General features: G+C 50.2%; 23 protein-coding genes, 1 other RNA gene and 2 pseudogenes. 13 read left to right on the forward strand and 13 right to left on the reverse strand.

The genetic code is table 11. The annotated features are described in order from the left end of the window. The first annotated feature begins 154 nt into the window (after positions 1-154). The 3 genes from KHQ24_RS13140 to KHQ24_RS13150 all read left to right on the forward strand — a co-directional run bounded on the left by KHQ24_RS13140 (position 155) and on the right by KHQ24_RS13150 (position 2,595). Positions 155-1,039, forward strand: coding sequence for a LysR family transcriptional regulator (locus KHQ24_RS13140; protein WP_002914178.1), 885 nt, complete (start codon positions 155-157; stop codon positions 1,037-1,039). Positions 1,040-1,163: 124 nt separating this feature from the next. Continuing rightward, positions 1,164-1,964, forward strand: a complete 801-nt coding sequence (locus KHQ24_RS13145) for a hypothetical protein (protein ID WP_004180956.1) — start codon at positions 1,164-1,166, stop codon at positions 1,962-1,964. A 409-nt stretch (positions 1,965-2,373) separates the two neighbouring features. After that, the gene (locus KHQ24_RS13150) at positions 2,374-2,595 is read left to right on the forward strand and encodes a hypothetical protein (RefSeq protein ID WP_211777313.1); all 222 of its coding nucleotides are present in this window, start codon (positions 2,374-2,376) and stop codon (positions 2,593-2,595) included. Between the two features lie 170 nt (positions 2,596-2,765). Here KHQ24_RS13150 and KHQ24_RS13155 read toward each other — a convergent pair whose 3' ends face one another. The 5 genes from KHQ24_RS13155 to aroA are packed head-to-tail and all read right to left on the reverse strand — an operon-like array spanning position 2,766 to position 8,688. Next, complete coding sequence (locus tag KHQ24_RS13155) at positions 2,766-3,554, reverse strand: SDR family oxidoreductase (protein WP_065800066.1); 789 nt, start codon at positions 3,552-3,554, stop codon at positions 2,766-2,768. 12 nt (positions 3,555-3,566) lie between these two features. Further along, on the reverse strand, positions 3,567-4,772 hold the full coding sequence (locus tag KHQ24_RS13160; protein ID WP_080841349.1) for a multidrug effflux MFS transporter: 1,206 nt from the start codon (positions 4,770-4,772) through the stop codon (positions 3,567-3,569). Positions 4,773-4,785: 13 nt separating this feature from the next. Further along, on the reverse strand, positions 4,786-6,516 hold the full coding sequence (locus KHQ24_RS13165; RefSeq protein ID WP_064178284.1) for a thiamine pyrophosphate-binding protein: 1,731 nt from the start codon (positions 6,514-6,516) through the stop codon (positions 4,786-4,788). 3 nt (positions 6,517-6,519) lie between these two features. Then, complete coding sequence (locus KHQ24_RS13170) at positions 6,520-7,299, reverse strand: phytanoyl-CoA dioxygenase family protein (protein ID WP_101839409.1); 780 nt, start codon at positions 7,297-7,299, stop codon at positions 6,520-6,522. A gap of 39 nt (positions 7,300-7,338) precedes the next feature. Next, positions 7,339-8,688 carry a 3-phosphoshikimate 1-carboxyvinyltransferase gene (aroA, locus tag KHQ24_RS13175; protein ID WP_032426136.1) on the reverse strand — a complete coding sequence of 450 codons (1,350 nt, stop codon included), beginning with the start codon at positions 8,686-8,688 and terminating at the stop codon, positions 7,339-7,341. Positions 8,689-9,407: 719 nt separating this feature from the next. Here aroA and KHQ24_RS13180 point away from each other — a divergent pair. The 6 genes and pseudogenes from KHQ24_RS13180 to KHQ24_RS13205 all read left to right on the forward strand — a co-directional run. Continuing rightward, positions 9,408-9,983, forward strand: a complete 576-nt coding sequence (locus tag KHQ24_RS13180) for a TetR/AcrR family transcriptional regulator (protein WP_043521391.1) — start codon at positions 9,408-9,410, stop codon at positions 9,981-9,983. A 181-nt stretch (positions 9,984-10,164) separates the two neighbouring features. Further along, positions 10,165-11,229: an iron-containing redox enzyme family protein gene (locus KHQ24_RS13185; RefSeq protein WP_043521392.1), complete on the forward strand. Its 1,065-nt coding sequence runs from the start codon at positions 10,165-10,167 to the stop codon at positions 11,227-11,229. Between the two features lie 596 nt (positions 11,230-11,825). Then, on the forward strand, positions 11,826-12,683 hold the full coding sequence (locus KHQ24_RS13190; protein WP_043521393.1) for a phytanoyl-CoA dioxygenase family protein: 858 nt from the start codon (positions 11,826-11,828) through the stop codon (positions 12,681-12,683). 1 nt (position 12,684) lies between these two features. Continuing rightward, complete coding sequence (locus KHQ24_RS13195; protein ID WP_069135458.1) at positions 12,685-14,064, forward strand: MFS transporter; 1,380 nt, start codon at positions 12,685-12,687, stop codon at positions 14,062-14,064. A gap of 44 nt (positions 14,065-14,108) precedes the next feature. Then, positions 14,109-14,804: an alpha/beta fold hydrolase gene (locus KHQ24_RS13200; protein WP_043521400.1), complete on the forward strand. Its 696-nt coding sequence runs from the start codon at positions 14,109-14,111 to the stop codon at positions 14,802-14,804. A gap of 17 nt (positions 14,805-14,821) precedes the next feature. After that, positions 14,822-15,089: pseudogene (locus KHQ24_RS13205) on the forward strand (integrase core domain-containing protein); the annotation flags it as partial. A 123-nt stretch (positions 15,090-15,212) separates the two neighbouring features. Here KHQ24_RS13205 and KHQ24_RS13210 read toward each other — a convergent pair. The 3 genes and pseudogenes from KHQ24_RS13210 to smpB all read right to left on the reverse strand — a co-directional run. After that, a pseudogene (locus tag KHQ24_RS13210) lies at positions 15,213-15,392 on the reverse strand (integrase arm-type DNA-binding domain-containing protein); the annotation flags it as partial. Between the two features lie 215 nt (positions 15,393-15,607). Beyond that, positions 15,608-15,970, reverse strand: a transfer-messenger RNA (tmRNA) gene (gene ssrA, locus KHQ24_RS13215). Between the two features lie 144 nt (positions 15,971-16,114). After that, entirely contained in the window at positions 16,115-16,597 is a 483-nt protein-coding gene (gene smpB, locus KHQ24_RS13220; RefSeq protein ID WP_002914164.1) for an SsrA-binding protein SmpB, read from the reverse strand. A 149-nt stretch (positions 16,598-16,746) separates the two neighbouring features. On the opposite strand from smpB, the gene KHQ24_RS13225 reads away from it, so the two are divergent. Continuing rightward, complete coding sequence (locus KHQ24_RS13225; protein WP_004174798.1) at positions 16,747-17,184, forward strand: type II toxin-antitoxin system RatA family toxin; 438 nt, start codon at positions 16,747-16,749, stop codon at positions 17,182-17,184. Then, entirely contained in the window at positions 17,174-17,464 is a 291-nt protein-coding gene (locus KHQ24_RS13230; protein ID WP_004145682.1) for an RnfH family protein, read from the forward strand. The genes KHQ24_RS13225 and KHQ24_RS13230 overlap by 11 nt, the downstream gene beginning before the upstream one ends. A gap of 66 nt (positions 17,465-17,530) precedes the next feature. Here the strand turns inward: KHQ24_RS13230 and bamE are convergent, their stop codons facing one another. The 3 genes from bamE to nadK all read right to left on the reverse strand — a co-directional run bounded on the left by bamE (position 17,531) and on the right by nadK (position 20,646). Beyond that, on the reverse strand, positions 17,531-17,872 hold the full coding sequence (gene bamE, locus KHQ24_RS13235; RefSeq protein ID WP_002914160.1) for an outer membrane protein assembly factor BamE: 342 nt from the start codon (positions 17,870-17,872) through the stop codon (positions 17,531-17,533). A gap of 147 nt (positions 17,873-18,019) precedes the next feature. After that, positions 18,020-19,681: a DNA repair protein RecN gene (gene recN / locus KHQ24_RS13240; RefSeq protein WP_004206849.1), complete on the reverse strand. Its 1,662-nt coding sequence runs from the start codon at positions 19,679-19,681 to the stop codon at positions 18,020-18,022. Positions 19,682-19,767: 86 nt separating this feature from the next. Then, positions 19,768-20,646, reverse strand: coding sequence for an NAD(+) kinase (gene nadK / locus KHQ24_RS13245; protein WP_002914158.1), 879 nt, complete (start codon positions 20,644-20,646; stop codon positions 19,768-19,770). A 124-nt stretch (positions 20,647-20,770) separates the two neighbouring features. Between nadK and grpE the strand changes: the two genes are divergently transcribed. Continuing rightward, a complete protein-coding gene (gene grpE / locus KHQ24_RS13250) occupies positions 20,771-21,361 on the forward strand; it encodes a nucleotide exchange factor GrpE (protein WP_004174800.1) in 591 nt (196 codons plus the stop codon). Between the two features lie 119 nt (positions 21,362-21,480). On the opposite strand, the gene KHQ24_RS13255 is transcribed toward grpE, so the two are convergent. Then, positions 21,481-22,767 carry an HlyC/CorC family transporter gene (locus KHQ24_RS13255; protein ID WP_023318900.1) on the reverse strand — a complete coding sequence of 429 codons (1,287 nt, stop codon included), beginning with the start codon at positions 22,765-22,767 and terminating at the stop codon, positions 21,481-21,483. Between the two features lie 19 nt (positions 22,768-22,786). After that, a complete protein-coding gene (locus KHQ24_RS13260) occupies positions 22,787-23,578 on the reverse strand; it encodes a cytochrome C assembly family protein (RefSeq protein ID WP_002914153.1) in 792 nt (263 codons plus the stop codon). A gap of 163 nt (positions 23,579-23,741) precedes the next feature. On the opposite strand from KHQ24_RS13260, the gene ffh reads away from it, so the two are divergent. Next, positions 23,742-25,106 (forward strand): signal recognition particle protein, encoded by a 1,365-nt coding sequence (gene ffh / locus KHQ24_RS13265; protein WP_002914152.1) that lies wholly within the window; start codon positions 23,742-23,744, stop codon positions 25,104-25,106. Positions 25,107-25,259 lie beyond the last annotated feature (153 nt).

The raw sequence follows: 25,259 nt of genomic DNA on the forward strand, positions 1-25,259 counted from the left end.
CATGGCCATTTTTGGCCCCTCCTTCGTAATCCACCGTGCAACGATACGCCAGTCGATTAAGCGCAAAAAGGTGCGTAAATTGTTTTCATTATTCATAATTAACGAATAATCATGCTGTCTGTCGGTAAGTTGCTTGCTTCAGGAGAGAAAGAAGGTGGATCGTATCCAGGCTATGCAGATGTTTATGCGCGTCGCGGAGGCAGGGAGCTTCGTGCGTGCCGCGGAAACCCTTTCCCTGCCTGCCTCCACTGTCACCAGTACCATTAAAAACCTTGAGAAATACCTGAAGGTGCGGCTGCTGAACCGGACCACAAGGCGGGTGAGCCTTACCCCGGAAGGGATGCAGTATCTGGCGCAGTGCCGGGAAATTCTCGCCCTCATCGAACATAGTGAATCCACCCTGAGCGAGTCTGTCGCGCGGCCTCAGGGGCGCCTGCGGGTTGATATGCCCGCGGGCATCGCGCATTTCATCGTCATGCCGCATCTGCCGGACTTTTACCGGCGCTATCCCGATATCTACCTGATGATCGGCGTCAGCGATCGCCAGGTCGATCTCATTCAGGAAGGCGTCGACTGCGTGATACGAACGGGAGAGCTGAACAACTCCAGCCTGGTGGCCCGCCCTCTGGGCCGCTTTCGCTGGGTCACCTGCGCGTCACCGGACTATCTTCGGGAATATGGTGTGCCGCCGTCACCGGAGGCGCTCTCTCAGCACCGGGCTGTGCATTATTTCTCCGGTCAGGCGAGGCGGGCCGATGAGTTCCGCTTCGTTCGCCATGGCGAGACCTTTTCTGTACCCGTCAGCGGCAACGCCGCGGTGAATGAAACGGGGCTCTATATAAAAATGTGCCTGGCAGGATTTGGGCTGGCGCAGCTGGCGGAGAATATCGTTGCTGACCACCTGCAGGAGGGGAGACTGGTGGAAGTGCTGACGGACTGGCAGCCGCCCCCGGTACCCGTCACATTGCTCTATCCGCACCAGCGCTTTCTCTCTCCCGCCGTGCGGGCATTTGCTGAGTGGATGAGCGAGGTGGTTTGAGGGGAGTATTGCTTGCATTTAGCGCTTCGCGATGGAGGGTAGGGTTCCAGCAGAAATATCTGGTCTGCTGATGAATCACTCGATATTCTGTAATGCTTTGTCTTTTTTGTGAACAGGAAAAAGTATGCTTAATACGCTACCCGATTTACACAGAAGTTTTGCAGAGCAACTGAAGCTTAAATTACAGTCTGATTCGCGGATCCACTCCCTTCTCGCCGGCGGCTCGTTTATCCATGGCGGATTTGATCAATACTCCGATCTGGATTTCGTGGTGGTGATCGACCCTCTCTATTATGACGAAATCATGGCTCAGCGTATGGCGTTCGCCGGAACGCTCGGCCATCTGCTACATGCTTTCACCGGGGAACACGTCGGTGAGCCTCGCCTGCTGATCTGCCTGTTTGGCCCGGAACTTCTGCATGTCGATCTGAAATTTATCACCCTGGACATGCTCACTCAGCGCGTTGAGGAGCCTGCCGTGCTATTTACCCGTGATAACGATGCTCTCAAGCGACAGCTGGCAAAATTTAGCGCGCACTGGCCGAACATGACGCCGGAGTGGTTTGAGTCCCGGGCCTGGATCTGGCTGCATTATGCCGTGGTTAAACTGGGCAGGGGGGAACTCTTCGAAGCGCTGGGGATGCTGTCTTTCTTCCGGGAACAAGTGCTGGGACCGATGCTGTTTCGTCGCGCCAATCTACCGCAACGCGGCGTTCGTCGAATAGAAGCCCTCGGCATTGATCCCGATGGCCTGCTGACTTCCACCCTGGCAACGCACGATCGTCACTCCGTCGGGATTGCCATCCGAAGGGCTGCTGACGCTTATGTCAACCTGCGGGCTGATGCGCTGCCTGACAATATCGCAGACGATGCGGCGCGTCGGGCGGTCCTTGCCATGCTGGACGCGTATTCTCACAAGGGGTAAATCTATCCCTCCTGCCGCGGACGCGGCCGGAGTGTATAAGGGTTGCGCGAGATGTTGTGGGTGGTCTTATCCTGAGAGGGGGGGCGGGTAATTGGTAACGCTAAAACGACCCCTGGCCCGGTTTGTTCCGCACAGCCAGACGATCAGAGTTTATCCAGTTCATGCACCGTACCTTTTGGGACTTAATCTATGATGAGTTATCCAGCAGCCTAATTGCAGGAACCATACTGGCAGCTATAGTGGCGATGACTACCACCATCGCTGAAACTAAGAGTACATTGCTGCCCCCAAAATATATTGCTAGCGGTCCGGCGACCGTCTCACCGAAGGAAATAGCCACAAACGAACCCACTGCATCACAGGCCTATACGCGAGCCAATTTCTTCTATGGAATATGCGTATCTAGCGAATGAGCCCAGGACACGCCGAACAGGCCAAAAGCGACATCGGCAATAAAAAAGCGGCTGTAAGCCTCAATGCCGATGCAAGCTGGCTGAACAAAAAAATCGGCACTGCGCAAAGTGATATCAGCATGACGCCTAAAAGCGATCTCGCCGTGACGCCATCGCAGGGCAAGGAACGTTCTGCAATCAGGCCAGCACTTAACGTGGCAACGATAATCTCCCAATGAGTTAGTCCAAAAAGCTATCAGCAATTACTGACCCTGGTGTCTTTTCCACACTCTGTCTGGAAAAAACGCTATGACTGGCACCTGGTCGCCGGATACCGGGTAAGCAGCCATTACCAACCAGGGCCTGACTGTCTCTAAGCCCACGGCGATTTACCAGAACGACTTCATATTCAAAACACCCCTGGATATGCCCCACCATCAATCAAAATATTTTGCCCGGTTATATAGCCAGCATTCATGCTACAAAGAAAAGCACAGCAGGCTCCAAATTCATCTGGTATACCAAAACGTCCGGCAGGAATAAGTTTTTTGCGCTCAATCTCCATGCTCTCTGATGATTTTCCCCAGCGTTGTGCATCAGTTGCCAGGGTTTGCATTAATCGCGGTGTGGAAAATGCGCCAGGGAGGAGATTATTGATAGTCACATTTTGACTGGCAAGCTCACTACTTCTGGCAAGACCGGCAATATAAGTCGTTAAACCCCCACGTGACCCATTCGATAAACTTAATGTACCCCGCGGTGCTTTAACACTCCCGGACGTAATATTAACAATACGTCCAAAGCGACGGTTTCTCATTTCGCCGAGTACAGCCTGAATTAATGCAATGGGGGTGAGCATATTCGTTTCAATCGCCTGCAACCATATTTCACGGGGCCAGTCGTGACTGCCACCGACTGGCGGCCCCCCCGCATTGGTTACTAAAATATCCACGGTGGGTGTCGCTGTCAGTACGGCATTTTGTACCTCGGGACACGTGATATCGCCTGCAATGCCTTGTATTCGTACTGCTGAGTTGATGGTCCTCAGCAAGTGCACGGCTTCATTAAGTCTATCGCTTTGCCTTGCGTTAATCGTTACATTGACGCCTTCTGACACCAACGCAGCGGCACAGGCAAAGCCTAACCCGCTGCTTGCGGCACACACCACCGCTTGTCGTCCTGTAATGCCAAGGTCCATGTTTTGCTCCTGCTAATCTCTGTCGGGGGATGATTGCTGATGGACTGACTGTGCAGTCCAGAATTGTGCGAATGCGATCAGAACAAGGCAAATCAGAGAGAGTAAGAATAAGCCCGATAAGAGACCTGAGGCTGTGCCCGTCCGCCCGCTAGCAAAAAACCACAGCACCAATGCGGCGCCAGCCATTTTGAGAGCCCCTTGCAACGCGCTTCCTGTACCGGCCAATTCGGCATGGCCGTGTAAACTGATACCCAGCAGTAAAGGTGAGGAGAGACCACATCCCAGACCTACCGCAAAGCTGTAAATCACAATGAATCCGATGGATAGCACGTTGGTAAAGTGAACAGATAAAGAAGCCAGCAGCGTGAAAGCTACTAACAAGGGAAGCGAGACCATCAAAATTTTCTCCGGCGTTGCTCGTGACAAACATCGCTTAGTCAGCCAGGAGCCAATAACAATTCCGGCAGAATAAATCATGAATAAATAGCCATTTTGTGAAGAAGTGAGGTGAAATTGTGTCTGAAAAACAAAGGGACTAGCAGTAAAATACCCAATCGTAATGGCGAATAATACGGCTGAAACCACGCTATATATCATGAAGTTTAAATCACTGAATAAGATCCTAAATCCAGCAATACGCCCGCCAGGTAATGCTTTTCTGGGTGAGGTTTCAGGCAGTGTCATTTTGACGAATATAAAACCGGCAAGCATCATCAACGCTAAGGCAATGAAGTTATACTTCCATGGAAAATATTCCGTAATATATCCGCCAATCACTGGAGCAAAAGCGGGAGAGACTTGGGAGGCCATAGAGAAAACAGCCAAGGATTTTGACAGCTCTGATTTATCCCGAAATGTATCACTGAGAATGGCCCGACTGATTACCGGGCAGCCTCCGGCACCAATCCCGGTAAATAACCGGAAGAGAGATAACATCTGGTAGCTATCAGCCGTTGAGGTCAAATAGTTACCTACGGCAGAAAAGAGCAGTGATAATAATATTACCGGGACCCGGCCGTATTTATCGGAAAGAGGGCCATAAACCAGTTGTGATACTGCAAAACCGCCCAGATACCAGACGACCAGACTCTGGGCCTGTGCGTTACTGATATTGAGAGCCGCCTTAATCGTAGGCAATGCTGGGTTATACAGGTCAATAGAGAATAAACCCAGAATAAGTATAATACAGGAGTTGGTTATAATTAATCGAGAAGCCATTTCCTCATACCTTCTAAATAAGTGGATGCGCTTTAACACGACGGTTATATTCAGTATTAGGTGTTGCATGATAATTATCGCATTTTACTTCAATCAAAAAAGGGGTCTGCTTGCGCATAATGTCCGCAATCATTCCTTCTAACTCTTCTGGAGATTGAACAGAAATTGCCTCGATACCAAAACTTTTGGCTAAAAGACACCAATCATAATCAGGAATATCGGTAAGATCTGCCTGGTTTTCTTTGTTATTAAAATAACTGGCGGCATAGGAGGCGTTATTGAAGACGACAAAAAGTACATTTCGCTGATACTTCGCGGCCGTCGCTAGCTCCATTCCTTGCATTAACATGCACCCGTCCCCGGTAATAACCATGCATTTTCGGTCGGGAGCGGCAAAACTGGCCCCGATGCCTGCTGGAATACTCCATCCCATTGGTCCCAGCGTTGTGGCAGAAAGGTAAGCATCAGGAGTACGAGAAACCCAGTAATGTCCAAAAAAAGAACGATGTGCGCCAGAGTCAACGCTGACGATGCCATTGTCAGGAAAATGAGTCTGCAGAAGGCCAACATAAGAAGCTGGGTGGCGGCTTTCGTCACCGATCGGCATGCAGCGTGAGGTCGTCATAAGCCGTTGCACCCAAGGTTCACGGACGTTGCGACCCTCTGCCAAAATAGGATGGTAATATTCGCTCAGCGCATCAAGAAATGCGCTACTGTCAGCGACAACGCCGCAAGTCACATCCATGAATTTGCCAAGGTAGTCTGCGTTGATATCAACTTGAATCACTCCCCCTGGGGGCTGGAGGTCGGGTGACCAGATCATCGTGCTCCACTGTGTCATATCCATACCGAGTAAAATAACGCCATCGAGTTCACCATCTTTTAAGGCTTCAATGGCGCGAGGATGCCCCGAATAACCATATACCCCCAGTGCAAGCGGATGATCTTCAGGAAAAAGCCCTTTTGCGCTCAGCGTAGTCGCGACGGGAAAACCGTAAGCTTCGGCAAAATCTATCAGCGCTCTGCTGGTTTCAGGTGTCTTGCCTCTCAGGCCCGCGAGAATGATGCAGCGTTGATTATTGGCGAGAAAAGTTTCAAATGCCGAACTGCGCATTTTAATCAGATCCACTGGCTTTCTTTGCCAGCTATCACTGACGCTATCGGTAATCTCGCCGCGGCAGGCGTCAACGCTGGTGAGGACTTCTTTACTCACTCCAAGATAGACAGGGCCACGTTCCGCACCTTTCAACGCCCGTAACGACTCCCGAAGAAAGAGACTCAGCGGTTGCCCTTCTTTAACTTCGTAAGCAGCCCGGGTGACTGGCGCAAAAATATCACGTTGATTAATACCGGATTGTGTACTGTCCTGAAGAACGTTACGCATTTCCATCCCGGACGCAATTTGCCCGGCTAGCAGTAAAACTGGAAAATTATCCGTATAAGCTGAAGCGATACCGGTGAGGGTATTCGTGACCCCGGGACCACCGATGACCAGACAAACACCAAAAGCACTGGAGACGCGAGCATAGCCTTCAGCCATATATGCGGCTCCTGTTTCACATGCTGTCACGATAGGGACAGGGAATTCGTCAGATCCGGCCTGGACATCCCGTGGGTAACACCGCATAAAGGCGTTGATCAATTTACCCGGCACCATAAAAAGGTGTGAGGCATCGAGTTGTTTCAATTGACGTAAAATCCATGCCGCTCCTGTTTCGTTCCTTTTAGAAATATGATTTGCCATACGTTATAAACCTATAAAGTGAATGTTTTGCCGCGTCATGCGAGACAGAGAATCCTGATGAAATGAGGTAGGGAATACCACGTTGGGCATATCCGCAAAATAGGGTTTAGGGCTTTTTGGAAGGTAATCGGAAACATGCATACTTCGTTCTGCACGCGCTCGAAGGTATTCAAGATAAGGGCCGTTATGATCTTGAGAAGCGCTGACAGTCCATTGTAAAGCGAGTTTAGTGCTGTCCGGTGCCTTATCCGGATAGGTGCTTCTATGGGTAATACGATTATCCCAAAGCACTAAGTCTCCGGCTTTGCTCATAACAATTTTTTCGTATTCCTGCGAATCTTTCAGCATATTTTCAATGACATCTTTATCAAGTCGATGGCTGGAGGGTATTAACGTTATGCCACCTCCCAGTTCAGGATCATTATCTTGTAAGTAAATGGCACATTGCATGAATTGTAAGGGAGATTCTGCGTTAATCACTTCCTGAGGAAGAAAGTAGGCGTCATTATGCCAGGGAATATACACGCTCTCGCGAATAGTAAAATTTGGGAAAAGCGAGAAGTTACGCCCAAAGAGTTCGCGAATTGCTGAAGTTATGTTTTCTTTCAATAACACATTGAAAATAGCAGGTTGATTTAAAATGTCCGTAGGCAACAACGTCGATAACCCTGAGCTTTCGGAGAGATGTTTATAACAGTCACGAATTGTTTGGATTTCATCGCTTCCAATTGCCTGCGGAATGACAACATAGCCGTGCTGATGCATCTGCGCAATCATATTCATATTTTCCTCTCGACTAAGGGGGTCCCTCCCCGAACTAAATTAAATGGCTTCTTCTTTTTGCGGGATTTTTTCTTCAAATCTGACGCCCAATTGCTGGAATTCTTTAAAGAAGTCAGGGAAGGAGCAATGAACGTCTTCATACCCGTCCAGGCGATTAGCCTGCTTACAACGCAATGAGGCGACAAACAGTGACATGAATATGCGATGATCTCCCCAGCTGGAGAGTGAGCAATCACCGTTATAGTTGGCTGCACCCTGAATATCAAACCCATCATAAATGTCATTTTTATACAGAGGAGTGATATTTACTCCCAGCTTACTTAATTCACTCACCATCGCCTTAATACGTGGAGACTTATGCAGGCGAGTAATTGAACCACCTGTAATGCGGAAATTCCCATCGACAAAACTCCCGAGTGCAGCCAACGTCGGTACAATATTTGGGCAGTCACTCACATCGAACGCGAAGTTACCGCGTAAACGACCTGTCTTATTAATAAGACGTAATTCGTTTTGTTCATCATTTCGGATAACTTGCAGCCCCATTTTTTCGACAAAATTAAGGATTGCCTGCTCACCTTGTAAGCTGTGACTGTTGATATTTTTAAGTGTTAGGTCACACGGGAACAAGGTTGAAGCAGCCACTAAATAGGAACAAGAGGTATAGTCCCCGGTGATCGTATATTCAGCAGGACGATATTCACCGGGGAAAACTGTGATCTCGGAAAGGTCCGCATTATGTGAGAAATGAATTCCAGCAGCTTTTAGCGTTGCGAGTGTCTGACGGATATAAGACAGAGAAAGAATCTCGCCTGTGATACGTAGCGTGGTACTGTGTTGAGCCAGCGGAGCGGCGAACAGGATTGCAGTGATAAATTGTGAGCTGATATTGCCCGCGATTTCACATTCACCTCCTGCATAACCTCCCCAATTAACAAAGGGGGCTTTACCATTCATATTGATACTGGAAACATTTCCTCCCAGTATGTTAATGGCATCCAGCAATGGTTCCATCACACGCGTTCTAAGAATGGTGTCACCGGTAATAACAGCCGGTTTATTGCTAAAGCATGTCAGAGCAGTCAACACGCGGAATACCAAACCTGAGCCCAGTGCATCAATGACTTTTTCTTCCGGAGATATTTTACCACCGGTTCCATAAATAATAAGACGACCAGGCTCTTCGATAATTTTTGCACCGATACTTCGGCATGCATCTTTCATGGTACTGGTCTCCAGACAACGAAGATCGTTGTAGATTACAGACTTACCATTAGCCAATGTTGCAGCAAGTATTGCTCTCTGAGTCTCAGGTTTTGACGATGGTATCCAGGCTGAATGCAGAATATGGTTTGTCGGTTCCACCACCAGATAGTTAACTGACGACATGTTATCTCCTTGCATAGTAATATTGCTGACAAGCAAAATGCTCACCAGATTTTGTAAGATTAAGATAAGGACTGCGTCGATAGTGAATAGGGCTGTTTACTTACTCCTCTCTCATTTTTCAATGTCTATAGCATGCAGGCTTGTTGTTTAACCAGAGATTCGCTGTAAGCCTGCCCCAATGCATGTTTTTACCTGCCATTGATACTGGTATGAAAACATAACATCACTTTTTATATACTGTTTGGTATATCTGTGTAAATTTACATTTATTTAGCAATTTTTCTTTTAACTTGTTGATTTTAATGGTTGAATAATATGTGTTATTTTGTGTAAATTGTAAGTAAAATGTTAACGGCGATAAAAAGTATACTATAGAGTAAATGTATGAATGATCAGTTCATTGAGTATGATTTCATGGCTGCAGAAGGAGCCGAGACGGGGGAGTCATCGCCATTCTTATTCTGTTTGCACCCTGCAGGCGGGGTAGGCGTTGTGCTATATATGTGTCCTCCCCGTGAAAATGTCAGCAGTACCGGAACATATGTTTACTATTGAAATGATGACGTTGAAAATAGGAGGAAGAGTGTTAGTCCAGCTTGAAGAGTGGCATCACTGTGCGGGCCTGGCCCTTGCTTTACCTGTAAATTGGCATAGGTAACCTGTTTTCCTATATACTAATAATATCGCAATAATCACAGTAACCGTGCGGATATGCAGTAATGAAACCAAAATACCATGAAATTATTAATTTATCGTCTCAATTTTTTAATCGAGAAGGTTTCCTTAATCCTAGTATCGATCGTATTGCAGAAGCGGCTGGCATCTCAAAAATGACTTTTTATCGTTATTTTGAAGATAAAGAGGCACTGATTAAGGCTGTTCTCGAAGAGAAACATAATACGTTCATACTGGAGCTGAAATCTTTAATTGCGGAAAACGAAACAGCCAAAGATAAGCTATTCACAATATTTGATTTTTATCAAAATTGGTTTGCCAGAGAAAGTTTTCATGGTTGTATGTTCACTCGGGCAGTTGTTGAACTCGGTAATACAATGCCAGCCTTGAAGAGCATTACCTTTGATTTTAAGAGCGGTCTATATCGGCTAATACAGGAGATTTTACTGGATTATTTTAGCCCAATAAAATCTGAGAGAGTCGCTTTTGTCATTCTGATGTTGATTGATGGGGCGATATCCGTTAGTCAGACAATGGATAAAGAGATTCGCGAGTTCCCTCCGGCCATGTCTGCATGGGCAGCAGCCAAAACTATAATTGCTGCTGAAAAAGGGGATTAATAACAAAATGCTCCAGGTGGTATGCATACTTAAACGATGACTTATGGGCACAGCACAAGGATCCGTAGCGTAAGTTTATCCAAAAATTAACAATAATGATACTATCACGTAACATTTGTGTTGCGTGATGGAGGTAATGGCGATAGAGTGAAAATCCCATCACAACGAAGGTTTTGAAACGATGAGCCTGGATGAATATTTACCGACGATTAACAGCAAAGGTGCTGGACGAGAGGACAACGGTTGCCTCGATGAGCTTTTCTTTAGTCTGATTGAATCGACAGCGTTGCATCTGGATGTAGCAGGCAAAGAAGGACCATTTGAGCAGTTAGTTGCCTTAGCAAAAAAACGGTGCGATGAGGCGTTTATCTTCCGGTCAACTGAGGCATTACGTCAAATTCATCAGACGCTTTTTTACTCTTATCGGGCAAATTTGGCCGAGCCCCTCTCTAATCTTAGCCTGAATCAATACCATCCAGTATTGCTGCATGTACGTCACTTACTTGAATCACGTTGGCTTGATTCTGAAACAAAACGTTGCCCTCCATGTTTAAAAACTTTAACGCCTGATAATATCGGCGCTGAAATAAAAAACTTATGGAGCTGTCATAAGGTATCTGAACATCCTCTTTTTGATTTTCTTGAAAGTGAAGCGAATAATCAGCAGTTGTATTATTTTTTTAAAAGTGACAGTGCATTAAATCTTCTTTTTTTTGATTTAGTAGCGATGACTCTGGTTGGATCTGTTCCCGAAACGCGTGGTGAAATAAGTCAAAATTTGTGGGATGAAATTGGCCAGGGCAGTAATGACTTTACGCACGTCAATCTATATAAAGACCTCCTTAAAAGACGAGACATCGATTTACCTGAAGACCACTTCAGCCATCTCTATGACTGGCAAGGTTTGGCCGGACATAACCTCTTTATGATGGGAGGCGTCACTCGTCGTCATTATTATAAATTGGTTGGTATGATGGCTATGACAGAACTTCTCGACCCGTCACAATATAAAAAATTGGTCAATGGAAGTCACCGCCTGGGACTTTCTGAACGTGATGTCTATTATTACGCGGAACATATTAGAGTCGATATTGGTCATGCAGATGGCTGGCTTAATAAGGTCATCGAGCCTGTCGCTCGTCGTAACCCAGAGTCGCTCGAAGAAATCTACTTTGGCGCGCAGCTCCGTCTGCAAACGTGCCAGGATTACTACGATAATTTGCTGGATACGTTGCGCAGAATTTAAGTGCGTCTCTCCGGCAAGCTGCAGTATGCCGGAGTTAAATTTTCATACTCGTGATCTCCTCCGCCTTTAGCCTGTCGCGTAATGTGTTGATCTGCAATAGGTCGATGCTGCCAGGGGTTTCCATAGATCCAATTTCCTCAATTTGATACTGATGACGGTCATACATGTTACTGGTGAGTCCCTGATCTCTTTGCCATGTACACAGAAACGTCTGCCCAACGGGGGAATTGAAAGAACCGAAAACTGTACTTAGTGGTAAGATTTATGCTTTGTGATAGCGTGGATTGGCAGTTCATTTGGCATTAATTTTATCAGCAGTAACGATATTGCGTAAGGGTATTTGTTTATCCTATTGATTTTATTTGATATATTAATGTGTATTTTTGGTTAAAAAATTGTTGACCATTTGTTTTTGGTGGTGTAGGTTTTGTTACTAGTTGGTAACTTTTAGCTGTCGGATATACTGGTATTTTCCAATTGTTGGCTGAAGAGTAAAAGCTCAGTAATAGAAGTTGAGCGTTTACAAAAGAATTTATCTGCAATCAGCCTGGTTCAATGAAGGTTTAAACAAACAAATTTTAGCAAGGGGGAGTAGAATGATAGACGCTGCTGATATTAAATTTTACCATGACAATGGTTATATGCTGGTAAAAAAACTTTTTGGTCAAGATAAAATCACGAAGGGACTTATAGCAATTGATGAAATATTATTACGTAATGATGCCGATAAAAATTCTGAGAAAGAGCCAAAAGATAGCACCGTTGTGAGACGTATCTGGTCTCCGACACAAAAACATGAAACATTTGTGGAATTGGCAGAGGATAAACAGTTACTTGATGTCGTGCAGAGCTTAATTGGTGAAAATATCTTATTTCACTACAGCAAGCTGAATATGAAAGGCCCACGGGTTGGGAGTATAGTGGAATGGCACCAGGATTTTTCATATTACCCACACACCAATACTGACTTATTGACGGCCTTGATTTTTCTGGATGATGCAAATAAAGAGAACGGTTGCTTGCGGGTTATTCCTGGCTCTCATAGAAAAGGCCTTTTATCGCATAATATTGACGGGTTCTTTCGGGGAAAACTCTCTGATGTTGATGAAGAGGATGCAGTTTTTATAGAGGCGGAAGCGGGTGATGTGCTATTTCTTCACTGCCTCTGCATGCATGCCTCTGCGGTGAATAGCTCACCTGTTCCGCGGCGTACCTTTCTACCTGCATATCGTAGTGCTGATGCTTTTCCAATCTATTTCGGCCCCCACGCAGCACATAACGAGGCAGGAATAAAACTACTTCGTGGACAGGTATCGAGACAAGCTAGAGTTGATAGTGGCATTCACTACTTACCTATTGCCAAATCCGAATTTGGTTCTATTTACGAGGTGCAAGAAGGATCTCACGAAAGTAAATCTGTTGATGCAATGAAAAAATCAGGTTACGCCGTCTAACATGCAAAAAAACGCTGAGGTTACTTATAAATGGCGATTGTCATTAGTCGCCATTTCTATTGTTATCTGTATGGCGACAATAGATACCGCTATAGTCAATACGGCGCTTCCGGTTATTTCGCGGGAACTAGGTTCAAATCCTTCCAGCGCAGTATGGATTATTAATGCATATCAAATGATTATGATATCTATGCTACTGCCCTTAGCTTCGCTTGGCGAAGTTATTGGATATCGTAGAGTATATATAACTGGGCTTAGCGTCTTTCTTGTCTCATCATTAATGTGTGGCCTGTCAAATAGTCTGTTTTTTTTGATACTTTCACGTTCATTGCAAGGATTCGGCGCGGCAGCGATTATGAGTGTTAATACCGCACTTATTAAATTCATCTACCCCCCAAATAAACTGGGTCAAGGGTTAGGTTTTAATGCACTAATTGTTGCTGTTTCGTTCACTATCGCGCCATTGGTTTCTGCTGCGATTTTATCCATTGCTCGCTGGGAATGGCTGTTTTTTATTAATATCCCTGTTGGTTGTATGGCTCTGATACTCTCAGTCATTTATTTGCCTAAGGAGCAACACAACGACCATTTGCCAGTAACGAAATTTGATTGGTTCGCAGCAATGCTTTGCTTTCTGTTATTTTTATTCTTTATTCTGGGGTTTGGAGAGCTAACTCATCAAGGGTATTGGCCGGTGGTATTACTTGAGTGGTCAGTCACCCTTGTTTTTTCCATCCTACTCGCATACAAACAATCAACGCATCCCTCACCCATATTAGCTATCGACCTGCTGAAGTCTGCTAACCTTCTACTCTCTTCTCTTACTTCAATATGTGCTTTTACCGTCCAGGGATTAGCATTTGTTTCATTGCCATTTCTGTTTCTAACGGTATTACATAAAAATCAAATTGAGACAGGGTTACTTATCACCCCCTGGTCTGCGATGGTCGCGGTTATGGCACCAATTGCAGGGCGACTTTCTGACCGTTATAAAAGTGAAATTCTCAGCGGTGCCGGTCTACTTATTCTAATGGGAGGAATGGTCTCTCTCGCAATGGTATCAGACTCCTCCTTTATGTTTGGCACAGGAGTCAAAATGGCGATTTGTGGCATTGGATTCGGCTTGTTTCAGTCACCGAACCTGCGGGCTATAATGGGCTCCGTACCAGCCGCCAGAAGTGGAAGCGCAAGCGGTATTGTCGCTATATCCCGATTGCTTGGTCAAACGTTTGGCGCTGGGCTTGTCGCACTGTGCCTAAGTATATTTCCAGGCGAAAACATAACAATTGTACTCTGGATAGGCGGTGGTGTTGCAATGGGTGGGTTTATTATTTGTACTCTCCGCTGGGTGCTTAGCCTAAATCGTGAGGTGATAAAATAAAGCCAACAACTTTGATACTAAGCATGAAATTTTGGGGGGGCGGCATGAATTTTGTATTAATACCCGGGTTTATGACTGACCGGGCCTTATGGCGCGATATGGAAGAGAGTATTCGTTCTCTGGGAGAAATTATCTATGGTGATTTATCCTATGGACAGAGCCTACAAGAGATGGCGCTGAGTAATATTGCTGTATTACCAGATCGGTTTATTTTGGTTGGATTTTCTTTAGGCGGCTATGTTGCGCGCTGGATAGCATCGCTGGTCCCGGAAAGGATTGATGCAATGATATTGATTGCCTCTTCAAATAAACCCGATGACGTTAATCTCATGACTGCGAAACACCTAACAGCAAAAATGGTCAATACCGTATCTTTTGGCGGTCTGAGTACGGCGACGATACGCTCATCGCTGCATGATTCAAATAAAAAGAATACAACGCTAATTGAGTTTATACGTTCGATGAGCCTGCGATTAGGTCCGGATGTTTTTGTTCGACAATTGCAGTTACAGCGTAACAGCCCAGTCAGTTTGACAGGAACTGTTAATTTTCCCGTATTGATAGTGGCTTCTGCCAGTGACGAGCTCAGAACACTCTCTGAGGCTGAGGCGCTGCATTCTGACTATCCTGCATCAGTATTACATGTTATTGAGAATGCTGGCCATATGCTGCCTCTTGAGCAACCTGACAAACTAATGCAGGTAATAAAAGAGTGGCTTCACGATACGGGGATAATCTAACTGAGGCGTGCTTTGGATTTGCAGGAAAAATGCTGGACAAGTGGGGATATGAAAGGGGGGCCGTATAGACTTTCCCGGCCGGGATCTCCGACGGACAATGCCATAGTGGGGTCGTTCAATGGCAGGCTGCGACAGGAATGTCTGAACGAGAACGGGTTCATGTCTCTGGAGGAAGCACGGTGCAAAATCAAGGACTGGCGCATACACTATTATAACCAGAGGCGTCCCCATTCTGCACTGGGCTGGATGACGTCATCCGAATTCACTGAGAAGACTGCCGGTTAGCAGAATATACAGCCAACATGAAGCCGGTAATTCCTGATTACGACTGGATCATATTCGGGGTCAGGCTCATATGAAGACATAACTAATATCGATGTGCATTAATCAACGGGGTGCAGGTCAAAAAGGGTAAGCAGCGATACTTTGTTTAGTTCTCTGCTTTGTTAAAGGCCGATGATAACAAAACTGCCAGAGTTTGCTTCCACCGGACTTGATAAGCAACGTCAACCCTGCATCATCGTATATCTGGTAATCGGTATCTTTAGGTTTGGCGGCTTTGAACTCCGTATCGGTTAACGGCTTGGTTTATCTTGCCATGGGGAGTCTCCATGCGTTTAGGCCCAACGAAAACATTGGAGCTTTTCGTTGGGCCAATCAATAGGCCTAAAAGGTTCGGATTTAATGAGTTTTCTTCGGACTTCGCGGGACAAATTGCAGACACAAAAAAGCCCGCAGGGCTTACGCCGTGCGGGCTCTCAGGACTTCATCGGATGACTCTGGTAATCACCGATGGAGAATTTTGGTGGAGCTGGCGGGAGTTGAACCCGCGTCCGAAATTCCTACATCCTCGGCACTACATGCTTAGTCAGTCTTTACATTCGCTTGCCAGCTGCGGACAGACACGCCACTAACAAACTAGCCTGATTAGATTTAACGCTTCAACCCCAGGCAGGGCATCCACGCGATCTCTTTTGGGTTTGACCTCTCTTTGATCCCCGTCTTAAGAGCGGAAGCTAGGGAGAGAGGGCTCAGAGCAGGTTATTAAGCTGCTAAAGCGTAGTTTTCGTCGTTTGCGACTATTTTTTGCGGCTTTTTACGAGGCCAACCGCCCCTCGGCATGCACCTTGGGTTTCGCAAATCCCGTCGAATCCAGAATCAGCCCCAATGTGTAGGTCAAGTATAACAGATTTGTGAATGTCGTTACCAGCCCCATCACGCAGGATTATTTCAGCAGGGTGGACGAAAAATCAGCATCAACAAGGATATAGCGTAAGGGCCAGCGAGAGCTGGCCCTCGGGGAGGGGAAATTAACGTCCGGCGTGCTTCATAATACGCGCCTTATCCAGCGCCCATTCACGATCTTTCAGGTCGGTACGCTTGTCGTGCTGTTTCTTACCTTTGGCGACGCCGATTTTCACTTTGCACCAGGCGTTCTTCCAGTACAGCGACAGGGCGACGACGGTGTAACCTTCGCGGTTAATGCGGCCGTACAGCGTGTCCAGCTCACGCTGGTTGAGCAGCAGCTTACGGGTGCGCGTCGGGTCGCAGACATAGTGGGTGGAAGCCACGGCCATAGGCGTAAAGTTGGCGCCGAACAGGAAGGCTTCGCCATCCTTCAGGATGACATAGCTATCGCCGATGTTGGCTTTGCCTGCACGCAGGGATTTGACTTCCCAGCCCTGCAGGGCGAGACCAGCCTCGTATTCATCTTCGATAAAGTATTCGTGACGGGCGCGTTTATTCAGCGCAATGGTGGCTGATCCAGGTTTGTGGGCTTTTTTCTTAGTCATAATGTCCTGAAGTCATCGTCTTATACACAGTTACCTCGATCGCATCCTGCGAGGTGTACTGCGCATCTTAGCACGAGTTGCGGCACAGCGTTTTTTTTAGCAGCAGATAAATGATATTATTTGCACTGTGTTTAAATGTGGAATCTGCTATGCCTCAGATTAGCCGTACTGCGCTGGTGCCTTTCAGCGCGGAACAGATGTATCAACTGGTAAACGATGTGAAGTCCTATCCTGATTTTCTGCCAGGCTGCACCGGTAGCCGCGTGCTGGAATTGGGGCCGACGCAAATGACGGCGGCGGTTGATGTGTCCAAAGCCGGCATCAGTAAGACCTTCACCACACGCAATACACTGACCAGCAACCAGAGCATTTTGATGAGCCTGGTGGATGGCCCGTTCAAGAAGCTGATTGGCGGCTGGAAGTTTATTCCGCTGAGCCCCGAGGCCTGCAAAATAGAATTCCATCTCGATTTCGAGTTTACCAATAAACTGATTGAGATGGCTTTTGGCCGGATCTTCAAAGAGCTGGCCGCTAACATGGTGCAGGCGTTCACTTCGCGCGCCAAAGAGGTTTACAGTGCCGGCTAATATTCGTGTTGAAGTCGCCTACGCGCTGCCTGAAAAGCAGTATCTGCAGCGGGTCACCCTGGACGAGGGGGCGACGGTCGAGCAGGCGATTATCGCCAGCGGTCTGCTGGCGCTGCGTGATGACATTGATCTGGCGAAAAACAAGCTGGGTATCTACAGTCGTCCGGTAAAGCTGCATGACGAAGTTCACGACGGCGACCGGGTCGAAATCTATCGACCGCTGATCGCAGACCCGAAAGAGCTGCGTCGCCAGCGGGCAGAGAAAAGCGCCGCAAAGTAACCTGCAGCAGACCGGCTATCAGCCATAAAAAAAGCGCTCACCGAGCGCTTTTTGCTTTTCCGGGCCTTACTGACTGGTCAGCGCAGGCTTGTTATCAATGTTAGTCAACACACCGCCGCTGTTGAAGGTCAGGGTCAGGGTCTGCTGAGTCACTTTCTGGTGGCCCGGCTCCTGACGGAAGACATAGAACCAGGTATTGGTGCCGAACGGATCCGTCATCATTGGCGTCCCCAGAGCATAAGCTACCTGCTGTTGCGTCATACCGACACGAATTTTTGCTACATCGTTTGGTGCCAGATAGTTACCCTGGTTGATGTCAGGACGGTAAACCACTCGTTCCAGAGTGGAACAGCCTGCGGTCAACATAAGAAGAACCGCTGCGGCAGCAGTCAGCGTTTTACAGCGCATAGTGATTTGATTCCTTTTTGGGCCCGAGCAGTACGTGGCTCATCTGTAATATGCCGATAATAATAGACCTTCGCGCCGTTGGAAACCTCCGGCTGCAGGTCAGCAGGCAATTTGCTGTTCACTATGACCCTGTGAAAATCAAAAAGTTTACGCCGCAAGCAACTCTTTCGCGTTCGCCAGGGTGTTGCGCGTGACTTCGCTGCCGCCCAGCAGACGGGCCAGCTCCTGCAAGCGAGCCCGTTTATCCAGCGGCTGCATATGGGTTTCGGTCATCTCGCCATCGGTCTCTTTGCAGACAAAGAAATGATGGTGGCCGCAGCCTGCGACCTGCGGCAGGTGGGTCACGCACATCACCTGCGTGGACTCGCCCAGCTGGCGCAGCAGCTTGCCGACCACGGCGGCGGTCGGGCCGCTGATACCGACGTCCACTTCGTCGAAAATCAGCGCTGGGGTTTCCATTTTACGCGCGGTGATCACCTGAATCGCCAGCGCAATGCGCGACAGTTCGCCGCCGGAGGCCACTTTGGCGATTGGCTGCAGCGGCTGACCGGGGTTAGTGGTGACGCGGAACTCAATATGGTCGGCGCCGTCGGCGGTGAGATGGCGTTCATCGAACGCGACCTCAATCGCGAAGACCCCGTGCGGCATCGAAAGTGAGTGCATACTTTCGGTGATGAGCTGGGTCAGCTCGTCGGCGCTGGCCTGGCGCAGGGCATGCAGCTGGCGCGCGGTCTCCAGCGCCAGCTGATGATGTTCGACCACCTGCTGGCTGAGGGATTCCAGCGAGCCGGCGCTGTCGTCCAGCAGGCGCTGCTCTTCGAGCATCGCCTGATAAACTGCCGGCAGCTCTTCCGGCATCACCTGGTGTTTACGCGCCAGCGCGATTTGCCGGGAAATCCGCTGCTCAAGTTCGAACAGACGGTTAGGATCGAGGTCCAGACGGTCATGGTAGTGGCGCAGCTCGTCGCTGGCCTCGCTGAGCTGAATGGCCGCCTCTTCCAGCATATCCAGCACGCCGGAAAGCTTGCTGTCCATACCCACCAGCTCGCTGACCAGCTGCTTCGCGGTATAAAGCTGGCTCTGCAGATTGGCCTCTTCGCCGTCCGCCAGTACCGTCAGGGCATGCTGGCAGGTGCTGAGCAGCTGCCCGCTGTTGGCCAGGCGCTTGTACTCTTCGTCAATCTGCTCAAACTCTCCCGCCAGCGGGTTAAATTCGTTCAGCTCTTTAAGCTGGTACTGCAGCAGATCGGCGCGGGCGGCGCGCTCCTGGCTCTGCTGCTGATGCTGGGCCAGCTCGCGGCAGCTCTGGTGCCACTGGCGATAGTGCTCGGCCATACGCTGAGTGAGCGCATACTCACCGGTATAGCCGTCGAGCAGCGTTTTCTGGTGTTCGGGTTTGGTCAACAGCTGGTGCGCATGCTGGCCATGGATCTGGATCAGCAGCTGGCCCAGCTCGCGCAGCTGCGAGAGCGGGACGGCGGTGCCGTTGATGAAGCCGCGCGAGCGGCCGTCGGCGCTGATCACCCGGCGAAGTAAACACTCACGCCCGCTCTCCAGCTGGTTCTCTTCCAGCCAGCGCTGGGCGGCCGGGGTATCTTTCAGCGCGAAGCGCGCGCACAGGTCGGCACGGGTAGCGCCGCGACGCACCATGTCGGCTTCCGCTCTGCCGCCGAGGCACAGCCCCAGCGCGTCGATGGCAATAGATTTCCCGGCGCCGGTTTCCCCGGTGATGGCGGTCATGCCGCTGTGGAAATCAATTTCCAGTTCACGAACGATAGCAAAATTACTGATGGTGAGTTGCGCCAACATAGCTGCCTTCCTGTATGAAAAACCAATACTGTGTTTTCGTACAGTATAGACTGGTTTTTTATCCAGTAAAGAGGCAGCGATGTAAATCAGAACAATTTTTTCGACCAGCCGAGCTTGGTGCTTAATGTATTGAAATAGCTGTAGTCTTTGGGATGAATCAGATTGAGGTGGTAATCGCAGCGGCGGATGAGGACATCTTCGCCATCCTGGATCGGCAGGGCAATCTGACTGTCGCAGCTGATCTCCAGATCGCTGCAGCGGTGAGAGAAGCGCAGGCGGATGGTGCTGTCGCCGTTGATCACCAGCGGTCGCGCCGAGAGGGTGTGCGGGAACATCGGCACCAGGGTGATGGCGTCCAGCGACGGGGTGAGGATCGGGCCGCCGGCCGACAGCGAATAGGCTGTGGAGCCGGTCGGGGTGGAGATTATCAGGCCATCGGAGCGCTGGGAGAAGGCGAAGACTTCATCGATATAGACTTCGAACTCAATCATATGCGCCACTTTGCCGGGGTGCAGCACCACTTCGTTGATGGCGGTGCTGATGCGTTTCTGGCAATCCTGCTGGCACACCTGGGCCTCCAGCAGAAAGCGTTTCTCGGCGATGTAGTGGCCTTCCAGCACGTCGGCGAGCTGCTGCAGGGCGTTGTCCGGGTCAAGGTCGGTGAGAAAGCCGAGGTTGCCGCGGTTAATGCCGATGACGTTAATGTCGTAACGGGCCAGGGTCCGCGCCGCGCCGAGCATATTGCCGTCGCCGCCCACCACCACCGCGAGATCGGCCTGTTGGCCAATCTCCGCCAGCGTGCCGGTTTTCACGTTGCTGAGCTGAAGTTCATGGGCGATCTGCTGTTCAACCAGCACTTCATACCCTTTGCTGCACAGCCAGCGCCAGAGCATTTCATGTGTGGTCAGGGCGGTGGGGTGACGAGGATGTCCCACAATGCCGATACACTTGAAATGGTTCTTCATGATCTGGATGTCCTTGCGTTAAATGAAATAGTGACAATCTGTCCGCTTCCCTTGAAACCCGGAAACTGATCCCCATAATAAGCGAAGTTAGCGAGATGAATGCGAAAAAAACGCGGAGAAATTCATGAGTAGTAAAGAACAGAAAACGCCTGAGGGGCAAGCCCCGGAAGAAATTATCACGGAGCAGCACGACGACGTTGAGGCGGTAGAGCCTGAAGTTTCGGCTGAGCAGGTGGATCCGCGCGATGAAAAAATTGCGAATCTGGAAGCCCAGCTGGCTGAAGCGCAGAAACGTGAACGTGAAGTGATGCTGCGTGCCAAAGCCGACGAAGATAACCTGCGTCGTCGTACCGAGCAGGATATCGAGAAAGCGCACAAATTCGCGCTGGAAAAATTCGTCAATGAACTGCTGCCGGTAATCGACAGCCTGGACCGCGCGCTGGAAGTGGCTGACAAGGCTAACCCGGAGCTGGCGCCGATGGTGGAAGGGATCGAACTGACCCTGAAATCTATGCTGGACGTAGTGCGTAAGTTCGGCGTGGAAGTGATCGCCGACACCAACGTTCCGCTGGATCCGAACGTCCACCAGGCCATTGCGATGGTCGAGTCTGAAGATGTGGCGGCGGGCAACGTGCTGGCCGTGATGCAGAAAGGTTATACCCTGAACGGCCGTACTATTCGCGCCGCGATGGTGACGGTAGCGAAAGCGAAATAACGCTTGCTGCCTTGCTCAACGGCTGCCTGCGGGCGGCCGTTTTTTGTGTCATCGCTCCCGGCGCGAGATAAAAAAACGGCGGGCCGCAGCCCACCGTGAGGTTAATTCCTTCGCTCGCGCTACTCCGCAACGCTCTCGCGTAATGATTTCACCGGCATCACTTTCACCTGTTTGATCATGTTGTCCTGCACGTCGAGGATATCAATATCATACTGCTCAATGCGCACGCGGGTGCCCGGGACCGGGATCTCTTCCAGCGCTTCAAGGATGATACCGTTGATGGTGCGCGCTTCATCTTCCGGCAGGTGCCAGTTGAACGCTTTGTTGATTTCGCGAACGTTGGCGCTGCCGTCGATTATCACGGTGCCGTCGTTGAGCGGGGTCACTTCCTCCGCCAGGGTGGGTGACATGGAGGTGGTGAAGTCGCCGACAATCTCTTCAAGAATATCTTCTACGGTGACCAGCCCCTGAATATCGCCGTATTCATCGACAACCAGACCGACTTTCTTTTTATTACGCTGGAATTTCACCAGTTGGGTGCTGAGCGGCGTCCCTTCAGGAACAAAGTAGATCTCATCTGCCGCCCGCAGCATGATCTCTTTTGTGAACTCTTTCTTCTCCGTCATCAGCCGGTAGGCTTCGCGGACGCGCAGCATGCTGATGGCATCGTCCAGCGAATCGCGGTAGAGCACAATGCGGCCGTGTGGGGAGTGGGTCAGCTGGCGGACGATAGATTTCCAGTCGTCATTGATGTCGATGCCGACAATCTCATTGCGCGGCACCATAATGTCGTTAACGCTGACCTTCTCAAGGTCCAGCACCGACAGCAGCATATCCTGATTGCGTCGTGAGATTTGTGAACGGGATTCATTCACAATCGTGCGCAGTTCATCTTTGCTCAGGGCGCTGCTGATGACGGTATCGGTGCGGATGCCCATCATGCGCATCAGTATGCGGGTGATGGTATTCAGCAGCCACACCAGCGGCATCATCAGCACCTGCAGGGGCGCCAACAGGAAGCTGCTGGGGTAGGCAACTTTTTCCGGGTAGAGGGCGGCGATGGTTTTCGGCAGGACTTCGGCAAATACCAGCACCACAAAGGTGAGTACGCCGGTGGCGATCGCGACGCCGGCATCGCCGTACAGGCGCATGCCGACGATGGTGCCCAGCGCCGAGGCGAGAATGTTGACGAGGTTATTACCGATGAGCACAAGGCTAATCAGGCGGTCCGGCTTGCGCAGCAGCTTCTCCACGCGCTTGGCGGGGCGGTTGCCTTGTTTCGCCATATGACGCAGCCGGTAGCGGTTCAGCGTCATCATGCCGGTTTCGGAGCCGGAGAAATAGGCAGAGATAATCACCATGACGATCAGCGTTATGATCAGCGTGGTGGTGGAGATATGTTCCACGTAGGATTCCTTAAAAGACTTAGCTCACGAACTGTTGCAGCACGCGGCTACCAAAATAGGCCAGCGTCAGCAGACCGGCGCCAGCGACGCTGAACCAGACCACGCGACGTCCGCGCCACCCTTCATGATAGTGGCCCCACAGCAGGACGATATAGACGAACCACGCAATAATCGACAGCACCGCTTTATCAATGTTTTCGCTGCTGAACAGATTGTGCATATAGAACAGGCCGCTGCACAGCGTCAGAGTCAGCAGCACTACGCCGACCTGAGTGATGTGGAACATTTTGCGCTCAATGCTCATCAGCGGTGGCATTTCGCTGCTGAAGGCCAGCTTTTTGTTCTTTAACTGGTAGTCGATCCACGCCAGCTGTAGCGCATACAGCGCGGCAATGATCAGCGTGGCGTACGAGAAGAGCGACAGGCCGATATGCACCAGCATCCCCGGAGTGGTTTCCAGGTGGGTGATATATTCGTTAGGCACGAAGGTGGCGAAGGCCAGGTTGATCAGCGCGAAGGCATAGACGATAGGCAGCAGCAGCCAGCCGCGATTGCGCGAGGCCACGATAGTCATCACCGTACAGATCATCAGGCTCACCAGCGACCCGACGTTCAGTAAGCTGAGGTTTTGCCCGCTCTCGCCGCCGGGGAATATCCGTGCTTCCAGCGCAAAAGCATGGCAAATCAACGCGATAGTCGCAGATAAAATCGCCATTCGCCGCCAGCTGCTGTTTTTTTGCAGCAAGCCGGGGATAATCAGCGCGAGGCTGACGGAGTAGGCGACAAGGGCGAGTAGAGCAAAAACAGGCATAGGTGTCGGCTGTTGGCTAAATAAGAAAGAGAAGCAGTATAACGTCAGCAGGCCTCTGCTCCAACCGTTGCAGCACATTCAGATTGATGTCGTGTTATACTCCGCCACATTCGTTTTGTGTGTCGCTGCGGCGACCGACCGTTTCCACCTCAGGCGAGAGACAATGTTTGATAATTTAACCGATCGTTTGTCGCGTACGCTGCGCAACATTAGCGGCCGCGGACGCCTTACAGAAGACAATATTAAAGACACCCTGCGCGAAGTGCGCATGGCGCTGCTGGAAGCGGACGTTGCGCTTCCGGTGGTACGTGATTTCATCAGCCGCGTCAAAGAGAGCGCGGTCGGCCATGAAGTCAATAAAAGCCTGACCCCGGGTCAGGAGTTCGTCAAAATCGTCCGCAACGAGCTGGTGGCGGCGATGGGCGAAGAGAACCAGACCCTCGACCTGGCGGCGCAGCCGCCGGCGGTGGTGCTGATGGCGGGCCTGCAGGGGGCTGGTAAAACCACCAGCGTCGGTAAGCTGGGGAAATTCCTGCGCGAGAAGCACAAGAAGAAAGTGCTGGTGGTCTCCGCGGACGTTTACCGCCCGGCGGCGATCAAACAGCTGGAGACCCTGGCCGAGCAGGTCGGCGTCGACTTCTTCCCGTCCGACGTCGGGCAGAAGCCGGTTGATATCGTCAACGCGGCGCTGAAAGAAGCGAAGCTCAAATTCTACGACGTGCTGCTGGTGGATACCGCCGGTCGTCTGCACGTTGACGAAGCGATGATGGACGAAATTAAGCACGTCCACGCCGCCATTAATCCGGTTGAAACCCTGTTCGTCGTCGATGCGATGACCGGCCAGGATGCGGCGAATACCGCTAAAGCCTTTAACGAAGCGCTGCCGCTGACCGGCGTGGTGCTGACCAAAGTGGACGGTGACGCCCGCGGCGGCGCGGCGCTGTCGATTCGCCATATTACCGGTAAGCCGATTAAATTCCTCGGCGTCGGCGAGAAAACCGAAGCGCTGGAACCGTTCCATCCGGACCGCGTCGCCTCCCGCATCCTCGGCATGGGCGACGTGCTGTCGCTGATCGAAGATATCGAGAGTAAAGTCGACCGCGCACAGGCCGAGAAGCTGGCCTCCAAGCTGAAGAAAGGCGACGGCTTCGACCTCACCGACTTCCTGGAGCAGCTGCGCCAGATGAAAAACATGGGCGGCATGGCCAGCCTGATGGGCAAGCTGCCGGGTATGGGCCAGATCCCGGACAACGTCAAAGCGCAGATGGACGACAAAGTGCTGGTGCGTATGGAAGCGATCATCAACTCGATGACCCTGAAAGAGCGCGCTAAGCCGGAAATCATCAAAGGTTCACGTAAGCGCCGTATCGCCGCCGGCTGCGGGATGCAGGTGCAGGATGTGAACCGTCTGCTCAAGCAGTTCGACGACATGCAGCGCATGATGAAGAAGATGAAGTCGAAAGGCGGCATGATGAAGATGATGCGCGGGATGAAAGGGATGATGCCTCCAGGCTTCCCGGGCCGTTAAAAACAAGGGCATAAGGCTATCTTGTTTGTCATTTTAGCGCAGAGGTGTGTGCGCCATCCTCACGTACGACGTGTACGTTCCGGTGGCTGCGCGCACGCCGGCAGCTAACTGACTGCACCGCCGACGGCCTTTTACAGCAGACTTATCAACTGC

It is taken from the genome of Klebsiella sp. 54, assembly GCF_018223875.1.
Lineage (GTDB): Bacteria > Pseudomonadota > Gammaproteobacteria > Enterobacterales > Enterobacteriaceae > Klebsiella > Klebsiella quasipneumoniae.